General features: G+C 59.8%; 12 protein-coding genes. 9 read left to right on the forward strand and 3 right to left on the reverse strand.

Annotation, left to right across the window (positions count from 1 at the left end; all coding sequences use genetic code 11):
- Window positions 1–132: 132 nt before the first annotated feature.
- From NW838_RS04255 to NW838_RS04265, 3 genes are all read left to right on the forward strand, one after another.
- Window positions 133–936 (forward strand): prohibitin family protein, encoded by an 804-nt coding sequence (locus tag NW838_RS04255; RefSeq protein WP_414356407.1) that lies wholly within the window; start codon window positions 133–135, stop codon window positions 934–936.
- Between the two features lie 85 nt (window positions 937–1,021).
- Entirely contained in the window at window positions 1,022–1,960 is a 939-nt protein-coding gene (locus NW838_RS04260; RefSeq protein WP_414427556.1) for a prohibitin family protein, read from the forward strand.
- Between the two features lie 194 nt (window positions 1,961–2,154).
- The gene (locus NW838_RS04265) at window positions 2,155–3,180 is read left to right on the forward strand and encodes an HD-GYP domain-containing protein (RefSeq protein ID WP_414356403.1); all 1,026 of its coding nucleotides are present in this window, start codon (window positions 2,155–2,157) and stop codon (window positions 3,178–3,180) included.
- Here NW838_RS04265 and NW838_RS04270 read toward each other — a convergent pair.
- Window positions 3,158–3,862, reverse strand: a complete 705-nt coding sequence (locus tag NW838_RS04270; protein WP_414427557.1) for a ComF family protein — start codon at window positions 3,860–3,862, stop codon at window positions 3,158–3,160. The two genes, NW838_RS04265 and NW838_RS04270, sit on opposite strands and share 23 nt — an antisense overlap.
- Before the next feature lie 209 nt (window positions 3,863–4,071).
- Between NW838_RS04270 and rpsL the strand changes: the two genes are divergently transcribed.
- The 6 genes from rpsL (at window position 4,072) to dapB (ending at window position 9,995) form a co-directional block, all read left to right on the forward strand.
- Window positions 4,072–4,479 (forward strand): 30S ribosomal protein S12, encoded by a 408-nt coding sequence (gene rpsL / locus NW838_RS04275; protein WP_011432553.1) that lies wholly within the window; start codon window positions 4,072–4,074, stop codon window positions 4,477–4,479.
- Window positions 4,480–4,562: 83 nt separating this feature from the next.
- Window positions 4,563–5,033, forward strand: a complete 471-nt coding sequence (gene rpsG / locus NW838_RS04280; RefSeq protein WP_011432554.1) for a 30S ribosomal protein S7 — start codon at window positions 4,563–4,565, stop codon at window positions 5,031–5,033.
- Between the two features lie 153 nt (window positions 5,034–5,186).
- Window positions 5,187–7,310, forward strand: coding sequence for an elongation factor G (gene fusA, locus NW838_RS04285; protein ID WP_011432555.1), 2,124 nt, complete (start codon window positions 5,187–5,189; stop codon window positions 7,308–7,310).
- 31 nt (window positions 7,311–7,341) lie between these two features.
- Window positions 7,342–8,571, forward strand: a complete 1,230-nt coding sequence (gene tuf / locus NW838_RS04290) for an elongation factor Tu (protein ID WP_414356399.1) — start codon at window positions 7,342–7,344, stop codon at window positions 8,569–8,571.
- Window positions 8,572–8,695: 124 nt separating this feature from the next.
- A complete protein-coding gene (rpsJ, locus tag NW838_RS04295; protein ID WP_414328725.1) occupies window positions 8,696–9,013 on the forward strand; it encodes a 30S ribosomal protein S10 in 318 nt (105 codons plus the stop codon).
- A gap of 121 nt (window positions 9,014–9,134) precedes the next feature.
- Window positions 9,135–9,995, forward strand: a complete 861-nt coding sequence (gene dapB, locus NW838_RS04300) for a 4-hydroxy-tetrahydrodipicolinate reductase (protein WP_414356412.1) — start codon at window positions 9,135–9,137, stop codon at window positions 9,993–9,995.
- Here dapB and NW838_RS04305 read toward each other — a convergent pair.
- Window positions 9,992–10,909: a methylenetetrahydrofolate reductase gene (locus NW838_RS04305; RefSeq protein WP_414356397.1), complete on the reverse strand. Its 918-nt coding sequence runs from the start codon at window positions 10,907–10,909 to the stop codon at window positions 9,992–9,994. The genes dapB and NW838_RS04305 overlap by 4 nt on opposite strands.
- Before the next feature lie 77 nt (window positions 10,910–10,986).
- Window positions 10,987–12,582 carry a hypothetical protein gene (locus NW838_RS04310; RefSeq protein ID WP_414356395.1) on the reverse strand — a complete coding sequence of 532 codons (1,596 nt, stop codon included), beginning with the start codon at window positions 12,580–12,582 and terminating at the stop codon, window positions 10,987–10,989.
- Window positions 12,583–12,684 lie beyond the last annotated feature (102 nt).

The raw sequence follows: 12,684 nt of genomic DNA on the forward strand, positions 1-12,684 counted from the left end.
GTTGAGAACAGTGGGTAAGCAAGCGCGGGATCTCTCGCGGGATCCCTGGAGAAAACTTAAAAGATAGCGGCGATTTCTCAGCCTCATTTCCCCACAGCCGCGAGAATGGCTGCATGCGCAGGAGATGGGGAGATGCGAGCAGAAGGTTGGGAAAGGCGAGTTGGTCGCTGGTTGCCCAAGGCCACCCTTGCCGGAGCCGTGTTGATCCTGGTGGCAATGGGCAGGCCGCTGCGGTTGGTGGGCAATGGAGAAAATATGGTGGTGTTCACCTGGGGAGGGGGGGTGAGCCCGATGGCTTTGCAGCCAGGTCTGCATTGGGTGCCGCCTTTTGTCTCTCGCACGGTGATTTTTGATGTAAAAACCCAAGCTCTGACCTGGAAGGACAACGACCCGACTGCCTACGCGCCGCGGCTGGTGGCCCTTTCTCAGGATGGGCAGCAGATTGCGGCTGAGGCGACCCTGCAGTTTCGCATTGTGGACGCCCCCAAGGTCTATACGCAACTGGGGGAAAATTACCTGGATCGCATCGCCCCCATCGTCCGGTCGGTCATTCTGAATGAGACCAGCGGCTTTTCTGCCCAGGCTCTGTATTCTACCGAGCGTCCGCTGCTCCAGGGCCAAATCCGCGAACGGGTGGCTCTTCTGCTGAAGGAATACGGCATCGAGGTTTTGGATTTTCTGCTGCGGGATGTGGATTTCGATCCTGATTTTGTAGCGGCCATTGAGGCAAAGACCATTGCCGAAAATCAACTGGCGCAAAAGCAATTTGAGATCGAGCAGGCCCGCCAAGATGCCCGCGCCATCATTTCTCAAGCGGAGGCAGAAGCCGGTCAATTGAGAGCCAAAGCACAGGCCCTCACCCAAAATCCGCAGTACCTAGAGGTGGTGAAAGCCACAGTACTGGGATCCCGCCTGGAAACTTTGATCACCAAATAGATAACTCAATTAGGAAATCAATCCTTTTGGCTCAGCCCCAGCTTCTTCAGCTCTTCTCACCGACCCTCGAACGGGAGCAGCCGCCATGTATCCAACAGGAGAAGCACCCCAAAGCAGAGTGGGTTGGTTAACCGTAGGAGGGATCGCCGTCTTGGCGGCCCTGGGAGTGCTCCGCGCTTGCCTGTACGTCACTTTGCCCGGACATGCCACTGTAGTTTTCAATACCTTTTCCGGGTTGCAGAAGGGGCGGGTGGAACTGCCAGGGGCCATCTTCCGGATCCCAGGGATCGAGACGCCGATCACCTACACCGTGCTCACCCGCGTTTGGGAGTTTACCAACGACCCCGCCTCGGCCAATGCCATCAGCAACGCCATCACCGTGAACACCGCCGATGGGCAAGCCTTTGCCATCGATGTAGCCATTGCCCTCAAGCCCAACCTCGCCACTTTGGACGAGCTGCACGCCAACATCGGCGAGAACTATCTTTCCACGGTGGTGGTGCCGGTGGTGCGCTCCAAAATCCGGGATATCTCCGCCTCTTTCAATTCGGAAGACTTTTACCGGAAAAGCCAGCGGGCTGCCATCGAACAACGAGCGCTGGACTTGATTCGCCAAGAGATGCCCACTGTCAACCGCGATGGCCAAACCCTGCCTCTGGTGCAGGTGGAGGGCCTGTTTCTGGGCAACCCCGATTTCCCACAAGCCTTAAGAGACTCGATTGAACGCAAACAGGTGGCCTCGATTACAGCACAAACGGCGGCAGTGCGGGCGCAGATCCAGGAAAAAGAGACGGAGCGACTGTTAATCCTGGCGGCGGCCAACCAGCGGGCCATCGAGCTGAAAGGACAAGCGGCAGCGCAGAACGCGCAACTGGCGGATCTGCTGTTCTACGAGAAGCTGCAAGAGCGCATCCAAAACCCGACGGGCTCGCTGCCCCCTTTGCGCATCATCCGCGTCGAGGGAGATGCCACCGTGTTTCTCAATGTGGATCCCCATCAGGCAGCCTTACAAAGAGCGCAGTAGGTTCAGCAAAGTTGCGGAGTACAGACTTAAAAGTCTGAGTATAAAGTGTGTCCAGATGTGAAGGCGAAGGGATGTCATTCGAGTTCGTTGACATCCTACCGCCAGGGGTCTGGACTGGGATCCCCTGTGGGGTTGCGCCGAATCCGGCTGAGGGGGAAAGCTCGTACTCGATGCAAGACTAGATTTTGGCCGCCATGAACTCCCGCCTGACTCACACCCCCTTTCCCCGTCTAAACCCGAAGCTGGCGGAGGCGGATCATGTTTTGGTGGTGGACGATCAGGCCAGCAGCCGCCTCTACATCGGTGAGCTGTTGCGGTCGGCCCACTTCCGCGTGAGCGAGGCCACCAACGGCGAAGAGGCTTTGGAGGCTGTGGAGCGGCTTCGGCCAGACTTGGTGCTGTTGGATGTGCTGATGCCGAACATGAGCGGGTTCGATGTCTGCCGGCAACTGAAGGCCAATGAGCTGACCCGCCTGATCCCCGTTGTGCTGATCACTGCCCTGACCGACCGCTCCAATCGCCTGATGGGGATGCAGGTGGGGGCCGACGACATTTTGACCAAGCCCTTCGATCACGTGGAGCTGCTGGCGCGGGTACGCTCATCCATCCACCAAAAGCGCTTGAACGAAGACCTGGATCACGCTGCCAGGGTGTTGTTTGCCATTGCCCGCGCTGTGGAGAGCCGGGATCCCACCACGGGTGACCATTGCGAACGCTTGGTGGCCATGGGGGAACAGTTTGGCCGTTACTTGGGGCTGTCTCGTCAACAGATCAAGGCCCTGCGCTGGGGCGGCTACCTGCACGACATCGGCAAAGTCGGGATCCCGGATGCGATTTTGTGCAAGCAGGGCAAGCATACCCCGGAAGAATGGGAGATCATGAAATCCCATGTGTTGATCGGCGAAGACATTTGTCGGGGCTTGCGCACCATGCAGGATGTGCTGCCGATCATCCGCCACCACCACGAGCGTTGGGATGGCAGCGGCTACCCGGATGGGCTGGCAGGCGAAGAGATTCCCCTGTTGGCCCGCGTCTTTCAGGTGATCGACATTTTCGACGCTCTGACCTCTCCTCGCCCCTACAAACCCGCCTTGACTGCCGAACAGGCCATAGGAGTGCTGCGGGAGGAAACCCGCAAGGGCTGGCGGGATCCGAACTTGGTGCGCGAGTTTTGTGACTTTATGTTTGTTACGGCCTTTAATTTGGTGGAGGCGGGATAGGGTCTGGAGGGCCGGGCCAGTCTGGAGAGGCGGCTTTTGGGGTTTGAGCGGCAACGATTACCCCGGCTACACGGATCCCGGCAGCGGCCAATACCTGCTGGGCGGCTTGCACAGTAGAGCCGGTGGTGTAGATGTCATCCACCAGCAACACCGGTGTGGCCGGAACTTGTTTCAGGGCAAAGGCCCCGGCCAAGTTGTGCTGTCGTTGCAGCGGGTTGAGCTCATGTTGAGCCGCTGTGGCCCGCACCCGCACCAGAGCCTCAGGCCAATGTCTCAGACCTGTCCGCTGGCAAAAGGCTTGGCTGATCAAGGCGGCTTGGTTGTAGCCCCGTTGCCGCAGGCGCTCCGCATGAAGCGGGATGGGCACCACCGTATAGTCCAAGCCATAGGCCCTACGGGAGCCTGAAGACGGCTGTCGGCTTTCCACCCAGCGGGATCCCAGCCATTCTCCCAAAACCGAGCCAATGCGCCGTTGTCCTTCGTACTTCAGGCAGTAGATGGCCCTGCGCAGCGCCCCCCGGTGGATCCCCCAGGCGTAAAGTGGCAAAGGCGAGGTGGTGACTGGCCAAGTGGCAAGGCGCTCCGCCTGCAACCGCCTTTGACAGTCTTGACAGAACACGGCCTTGGCAGGGCGCCGGCAAAGCGGACATGGAGGCACAATCCACCAATCTAACCAGCCCATCGTCTGCTAGGGATCCTTTCTGGTGTGCAGAGTCTCCTAAAAAGCTGAGGCAAGGGGGGAACGAGGCCGAAATTCAGACTCGGCCAGGCTAACAGCCCAGCAGTCCATCCCCAAGTTGACGCTGGGATCCCGCCTTGCTAGGATTCAATATCGCCGGATAATTCAACCGGATAATTTAAAATTTAAGCCGTGACCTTCTCTGCCAGCCCATGCCCACCATTCAGCAACTGATCCGTGAGGAGCGCAGCGTTGCCGCTCGCAAGACCAAGTCTCCTGCCCTGAAGGCTTGTCCACAGCGGCGGGGGGTTTGCACCCGAGTGTACACGACAACGCCCAAAAAGCCCAACTCAGCGCTGCGAAAAGTGGCTCGCGTTCGCCTCACTTCCGGCTTTGAGGTCACTGCCTACATTCCTGGCATCGGCCACAACCTGCAGGAGCACTCTGTGGTCATGATTCGCGGTGGGCGGGTTAAGGATTTGCCCGGCGTGCGTTACCACATTATCCGGGGCACCCTCGACGCTGCAGGGGTCAAAGACCGCAAACAAGGCCGCTCCAAATACGGGGCGAAACGGCCCAAGCCGGGCCAAGCTCCAGCCGCCGCTGGCAAGAAAAAATAGCTTTGCCCTCACCCTCAACCCTCCATATCCCACTCGTCATCTTTCTTTCTGCCATCCCCATCTGAACAAGCAACCCAGCTCCTATGTCTCGCCGCAACCGTGCCCCTCGTCGTGATGTGCCCCCGGATCCCAAGTATGGGAGCCGTCTGGTTACCATGCTGATCCGCAAGTTGATGATGAGGGGTAAGGCATCCCTGGCTGCCAGGATCCTCTATGAAGCTCTGGACATTGTGCGGGAGCGCACTGGCCAAGACCCACTGCCCTTGCTGGAAAATGCTGTTCGCAACGCCACCCCACTGGTGGAGGTGAAAGCCCGCCGGGTGGGCGGAGCCACTTATCAGGTGCCTGTGGAGGTGAGAGGAGAACGGGGCACTTCCCTAGCGCTGCGCTGGTTGGTGACCTTTTCGCGCACTCGTCCAGGTCGCACCATGGCCGCCAAGTTGGCCAATGAGCTGATCGATGCAGCCAACGAAACCGGCAGCGCCATTCGGCGGCGAGAAGAGGTGCATCGCATGGCCGAGGCCAACAAAGCCTTTGCCCACTACCGCTACTGAATTAGCCTGGCGGAGCAGTGGAGACTTTTGGGATCCCTGTTCTGCCCACCCAGAGTTCCAGCGAGGTGGAGAAAAATCGGCAAAAAAGATTAGAATTGTAAAGGATTTTTTAGTTTGCCCAAGTCGCAGGGCGACGAGGATTGGGAGGTTGACGTGGCACGCACAGTTCCCCTAGAACGAGTCCGAAACATCGGCATCGCGGCTCACATCGATGCTGGCAAGACCACGACCACAGAGCGGATTCTCTTCTACTCCGGTCTGGTGCACAAAATTGGCGAAGTTCACGACGGAACTGCGGTCACCGATTGGATGGCCCAGGAGCGGGAGCGGGGCATCACCATCACCGCTGCGGCCATCACCACCCGTTGGACCAAGCGGGATCCCGCAAATCCTTCCCAGCCCCTCTCCGGCGCACCGGAGTACACCATCAACATCATCGATACTCCTGGGCACGTCGATTTCACCATTGAAGTTGAGCGCTCCATGCGGGTGCTGGATGGGGTGATCGCCGTCTTTGACTCGGTGGGCGGCGTGCAGCCTCAGTCTGAGACCGTCTGGCGGCAAGCCAATCGTTACAATGTGCCCCGCATTGCCTTCGTCAACAAAATGGATCGCATGGGGGCCAATTTCCTCAAGGTTTACAACCAGATCCGGGAGCGCCTCAAGGCCAATGCTGTGCCCATCCAACTGCCCATCGGTGCCGAAGACGGGTTTTGCGGCATTGTTGACTTGGTGCGGATGCAAGCCCGCATTTATATGGATGAGATCGGCAAAGACATTCGTCCGGCCCCCATCCCTGAGGAGATGAAAGATCTCGTGGCAGAGTATCGGGCCAAGCTGGTGGAAGCAGTGGCCGAGACGGACGAAGCTCTGATGGAGAAGTACTTTGCCGAAGAAGATCTGAGCGAAGCCGACTTGATGGCGGGTCTGCGCAAAGGCACGATCAGCGGCCAAATTGTGCCCATGCTGTGTGGCTCTGCCTTCAAGAACAAGGGAGTCCAGATGCTGCTGGATGCGGTGGTGGATTACCTGCCCTCGCCTGTGGATATTCCGGCCATCAAGGGGGTGCTGCCAGATGGCTCAGAAGTGTCCCGCCGTGCCAGCGACGATGAGCCCTTCTCCGCCCTGGCCTTCAAGTTGATGAGTGATAAGTACGGGGATCTCACCTTCATTCGCGTCTACTCGGGGGTGTTGACCAAAGGTACTTATGTGCTCAACTCCACCAAAAACAAGAAAGAGCGAATCTCGCGGCTGGTGGTGCTGAAGGCCGATGAACGCTTGGACGTGGATGAGCTGCGGGCAGGAGATCTGGGAGCTGTGGTGGGCCTCAAGGACACCACCACCGGAGACACCCTCTGCGACGAAAATGCGCCGGTGATCCTGGAGTCTCTGTTCATCCCAGAGCCGGTGATCTCGGTGGCTGTAGAACCCAAAACCAAAGCCGATATCGATAAGCTCTCCAAGGCCCTGCAGGCCCTGGCCAAGGAGGATCCCACCTTCCGCGTGTCTGTGGATCCCGAGACCAATCAAACCATCATCTCTGGGATGGGCGAGCTGCACCTAGAGATCTTGGTGGATCGGATGCTGCGGGAGTTCAACGTAGAAGCCAATGTTGGTAACCCACAGGTGGCCTACCGCGAAACCATTCGCAAGCCGGTCAGCCGCGTGGAAGGCAAGTTTGTTCGCCAGAGCGGTGGCCGTGGCCAGTACGGCCATGTGGTGATCGACCTAGAGCCGGCGGAGCCGGGTACAGGGTTTGAGTTTGTTTCCAAAATTGTGGGTGGCGTCGTGCCCAAGGAATACATTGGGCCGGCTGAGCAAGGGATCCGGGAAGCCTGCGAATCCGGTGTGCTGGCGGGCTATCCCTTGATCGACATCCGCGCCACTCTGGTGGATGGCTCCTACCACGAGGTGGACTCCAGCGAAATGGCCTTCAAGATCGCCGGTTCGATGGCTCTGAAGGAGGCTGCTCGCAGGGCAAGCCCTACCCTGCTGGAGCCGATGATGAAGGTCGAGGTGGAAGTCCCTGAAGCCTTTGTGGGGGATGTCATCGGGGACATCAACGCCCGCCGCGGCCAGATGGAGGGGATGAATACAGAAGGCGGCATTACCAAAGTCAATGCCAAGGTTCCGTTGGCGGAGATGTTTGGCTATGCCACCGACATTCGCTCCAAAACCCAGGGTCGAGGCACCTTCACGATGGAGTTCAGCCACTACGAGGAAGTTCCTCGCAGTATCGCCGAAGCCATCATTGCCAAAAACAAAGGAAATGAGTAGCTGACTGAAACCAAAAAGGAAGTGATGATTCATGGCACGCGCTAAGTTTGAACGCACCAAACCCCATGTCAACGTTGGCACCATCGGCCATGTTGACCACGGCAAGACCACCCTGACGGCTGCCATCACCACCACCTTGGCTGCTTTGGGTCAGGCTACAGCCAAGCGGTACGATGAAATCGACGCAGCGCCAGAGGAAAAAGCTCGCGGCATTACCATCAACACCGCCCACGTCGAGTATCAGACTGCCAACCGTCACTACGCCCACGTGGATTGTCCCGGCCACGCCGACTACGTGAAGAACATGATCACAGGCGCGGCTCAGATGGATGGGGCCATCTTGGTGGTGTCTGCGGCTGATGGGCCTATGCCCCAAACGCGGGAGCACATCCTGCTGGCCCGGCAGGTGGGGGTGCCCAGCTTGGTGGTCTTCCTAAACAAAGAAGACATGGTGGATGATCCAGAGTTGCTGGAGTTGGTGGAGCTGGAAGTGCGGGAGCTTCTCTCCAAATACGACTTCCCCGGCGACGACGTTCCCATCATCAGAGGATCGGCGCTGAAAGCCCTAGAAAGAATGACCGCCAACCCCAAAACCCAGCGGGGCGAAGATCCTTGGGTGGACAAAATTTATGAGCTGATGGATGCGGTAGACTCCTACATTCCCACGCCTGAGCGGGATGTGGACAAGCCCTTCCTGATGGCTGTGGAGGATGTCTTCTCGATTACTGGTCGGGGCACGGTGGCCACGGGCCGGATCGAGCGGGGCCGCATCAAAGTGGGCGAAACGGTGGAACTGGTGGGCCTGCGAGAAACTCGCTCTACCACCGTTACCGGCCTGGAGATGTTCCAGAAAACCCTCGACGAAGGGATTGCCGGCGACAACGTTGGTGTGCTGTTGCGGGGCATTCAGAAGAACGAAGTGGAGCGCGGCATGGTGCTGGCCAAGCCCAAGACCATTACTCCTCACACCAGCTTCGAGTCTGAGGTGTATGTCCTCAAGAAAGAGGAAGGAGGTCGCCACACGCCGTTCTTCGCCGGCTATCGTCCTCAGTTCTATGTGCGCACCACCGATGTAACCGGCACCATCTCTTCCTTTACGGCTGATGACGGATCCCAGCCGGAGATGGTGATGCCCGGCGACCGCGTCAGGATGACGGTGGAGCTGATTCAGCCCATCGCCATCGAGCAGGGGATGCGCTTTGCCATTCGCGAGGGTGGCCGTACCGTCGGAGCGGGTGTTGTCTCCAAGATCCTGAAGTAAGCTGCTTTTTCTCGGCAGGGATTGAGTGCTGGAGGCCCCAGACCAACTCGGTCGCAACAGTGGTGCGGAGCACTTTCCCTGCTGACCTTTTCGAGTCCACCGTTCTCTGGATTGCTCTCCGGCCATGCCTACTTTGACCCAACAGAAAATTCGCATCCGCCTGAAGGCTTACGATCATCGGCTGCTGGATACTTCCTGCGACAAAATTGTGGATACGGCTCGTCGTACCGACGCCGTACCTGTCGGCCCGATCCCTTTGCCTACGCGGCGCAGAATCTACTGTGTGCTGCGTTCCCCCCACACCGACAAGGACTCGCGGGAACATTTTGAAACCCGCACCCACCGGCGCATTATCGACATCTATTCCCCCTCTTCCAAAACCATCGATGCTCTCATGAAGCTGGATCTGCCGGCAGGAGTAGATATTGAGGTGAAGCTGTGATGGATCTGCAGGGATCCCTCTCCTTCCCAGTTGTTGCGTAGAGCTTGGATGAGGGTGGCAGCGGGTGACGACATCGGTTGATCCAGTTGACCACGATAGCGGTGGGGAGCACTTTCAGGAGTTGACAGCTCCAGAAGCGGCTACATCCCCCATTCCGGTTTTGGTGGTGGGGGCCTTGGGCAAAATGGGGCGAGAGGTGGTGCGAGCCGTTGCCCAGACGCCCGACATGAGGTTGGTGGGGGCGGTGGCCCGCTCTCAACTGGGCTCGGATATTGGCGAGGTGCTGGGCCTGGGATCCCTGGGGGTGGAGATTACCGACGACCTGCCGGGGCAGTTGCTGAGGTTGTCGCAGCGCAGCAGCCGCGGCGTAATGGTGGACTTTACCCATCCTCGGTCGGCCTTTGAACATGTTCGCTCGGCCATTGCCTTTGGCGTACGCCCGGTGGTGGGGACGACGGGCCTGACGCCGGAGCAGGTGGAGCGGCTGCGGGATCTGGCGGATAAGTCCGGTGTGGGCTGTTTGATCGCGCCCAATTTCGCCATCGGCATGATTTTGCTGCAGCAGATGGCCCTGCAGGCGGCGCAGTATTTTGACCACGTTGAGATCATCGAGCTGCACCACAACCGCAAAGCGGATGCCCCCAGCGGCACGGCTCTACAGACGGCACAACGGCTGGGACAATTGGGCAAAACCTTTAACCCGCCCGTTCGCGACAGCGGGACGGAGTCCTCAGTGGAAGAAAAAGAGCTGATCCCCGGTGCGCGGGGAGGGCTCTCTGGCCCCAACATTCCCATTCACAGCGTTCGTCTGCCGGGGTTGATCGCCCATCAGGAGGTCATTTTTGGTGGGATGGGGCAAACCCTCACGTTGAGACACGACACCACGGATCGGATAGCTTTTATGCCGGGAGTGATCCTGGGGATCCGCAAGGTGCTGCAGCTCAAAGGTTTGGTCTACGGGCTGGAGCAGGTCTTGAGCTAGTGGGTCAGGGGAGGGATCCCGGCCTCATCCAGAATGCGGGGGATGAGGTGCTCGGCTTTGACGGCCATCAGATGCACCCCATGGCAGATCTGGCGGGCCTGACGCACCTGTTCGGCGGCAATGCGGATCCCTTCTTCGAGGGGGTGGGCGGCGTTGGCCAGCCGCTGGATAATCCCGTCTGGGATCTTCACTCCTGGCAGGTTGCGGTTGATAAACTCGGCATTTTTGGCCGACTTGAGCAAAAAGATGCCAGCCAGGATGGGCTTGCCGGCGGGACGGCCCAACTTATCCATGAAGCGCTCCAGCTGCTCGAAGTCGGTGACCATCTGGCTTTGGAAAAATTGGGCTCCGTTTTCCAGCTTGCGGTGGAAGCGCCGCTCCAGGCCGGAAAAGCTGCCCGATTGGGGTTCTACCGCTGCCCCTGCCAACAGATGCGTGCCCCCATCCGGGAGAGGTTTGCCGTTGCAATCGAGGCCATTGTTCAGCCGTTGGATAAGCTGCAGCAAGCGCACCGACTCCAGATCGAATACGGGGCGGGCATCGGGGCAATCGCCGATGTGGATGGGATCCCCGGTGAGGGCCAACACATTGCGCAGGCCAAGGGCTGAGGCCCCCAACAGATCCCCTTGCAGGGCCAGGCGGTTGCGATCCCGACAGGCCAACTGCAGGATCGGTTCAACACCCGCCTGATGCAACAGCACCGAGGCCGCCAAGGGGCTCATGCGGGCCATGGCTCGGTTGGAGTCCGTGATGTTGATGGCATGCACCCGCCCCTTGAGCTGCTGGGCCAAAGACAGCAGGGTGCTGGTGTCGGATCCCTTGGGGGGGGTGATCTCGGCGGTGAGCAGAAATTCCCCCTGCTGGATGGCCTGGGCGAAGCGGGACAGGGGAGGTGATGAGGGGATCAGGGCCACAATTCCTGAAGGAAAGGTAAAACGGCTGGCTTATTATCGACTTTTCCGGGAGGTTTTTCCAGACAGGGCGCCCTTTCTCAGAGCTTGGGCGAGGGAAGGGGGCTGGGCGGGGGCTGCACCCGCATTTCCCCCAGCCATATCTGGGGATCCCCCTGTTGCAGATGCTGCCGCCAATCTTGTGCGGCTGCAGGAGGGATCCCGTCCGGGCTTAAAGTCCAGCTCCAGCCGATCACCTGAGGCCAGCGCTGCGCCTCCAGACCTTCCAGCAGCGGTTGAGAGGCTTCCGAGCCCAGGGCTGGCCCGCGGATCACCACAGGCACTTCCGGGTTGAGGGCCTCAAGGCGGCGGTACAGCGGTTCAAAAGCGGCGGGATCCCCCGTTACCTGTAGGCTCAGCCAGTCCATCTCAGGGAACCGAGCCCAGGTGGACACGGCCTTGGCATCTTCTCCGTCCAGCTCCACCACCCAGAGCAAATTGGCCGGGGACTCCGTCCCGCTAACGCGAACAGAGCGCAGGGTTTGCATCAGGTGTTGGTAAGCCCGTTGTTGCAGCGAGGACTCCGTCCCACCAAAGGGCTCCCCACCGCTACCGCGAGCGCGTTCGGGATCCCCGTCGCCAACGACGACGGCCAGGATGATGGGGGTGGCAAAGCGCTGGATCCCGCGGGCCCAAGAGCGCAAGGTCTCATCGTGATCCCCATTGGCCAAGGCAGAAAGTTGGGCTGGATCTAGCCGCAGGCGCAGGTAGGGGACTGAGCCGCTTTCCCGCAGGCGACTGGCCAACTGCTGTGGAAAGTCCTGGCGGGGATCCCAGAGGTGATCCACGGCTGCCCAGGCGGGGGGTTGACCGATGGCCTGGCGATAGGCGAGGAGTTGATCCCAAGTGGGAATGCCCGGCCAAGCGACCCCGTGATACAGCCGACCCGGAGGTGGCGGCAGCGGCCTACCCCGCAGAAAGGGGGCGGAATCGGGTGGGATTGGCGAGGTGAGAACAACCTCCAGCCGCAGCGGCGGCAAGACCTCACCGGCAGGGGGATGCGGCAGGGAGAAAGGGAGGATCCAACTGCGCTCCTGGAACTGGCCTCGGATGATCTGCTGAGGGTGAAAGTCCTGGGGAGGTGGCAGCGGTTCCAGCGGGTCTTCCCCCCAGAAAGCCCGTTGGATTACCAAGCGCACCCCTGCGCCGGGGTGGATCAGAGGCGTGGTGGTATCCAGGTGAAAGCTACCCCTGAGGCGGGTGGACGTCTCATTGGGCTCAACCCGGAAGGAGAAGGTGAGCTGGTCAGATCGGTAGGTGCCTGGAGCGGGGGAAGCAGTGGGGGGCGGGGATCCCGGCAGGCTTTCGCAGTCGGTGCAGGGAAAAATGGCCTGCGGATGGAGAGAGACAGAAGCCTCGCGGGCAGATTGCAATTGCTGGGGGCTGATGACAAAGCTGGCCCAAAGGTGTTTCAGACGGGGCTCGCGACCGGGCTGAATATCGGAAAAGGATCGGCCTTCGGGAGTGGCCGTCCGCGTGCCGACAGCAGCGCCATCCAGAGGGACTGTAGAAACCGGGTCGCCAGCACATCCCCCCAAAAAACCAACCGACAAAATCAGCAGCAGCGCCCAGCCGCAAGTGCTCCGCACCGCTACCGCGACCCAGGGGTCGAGTTTGCAGTTGGATGGCTGGATCATGATCTCACCTCAATACACCACTCCTGTCCGGCTACCGAAGGGAGTCGATGCCGCTCTCGTCTTGTGGACGGTGCGGTTCCCGACGGGGCACCAACGCAAACG

This window comes from Synechococcus sp. R55.2 (assembly GCF_047462075.1).
In the GTDB taxonomy this organism is placed as follows: domain Bacteria; phylum Cyanobacteriota; class Cyanobacteriia; order Thermostichales; family Thermostichaceae; genus Thermostichus.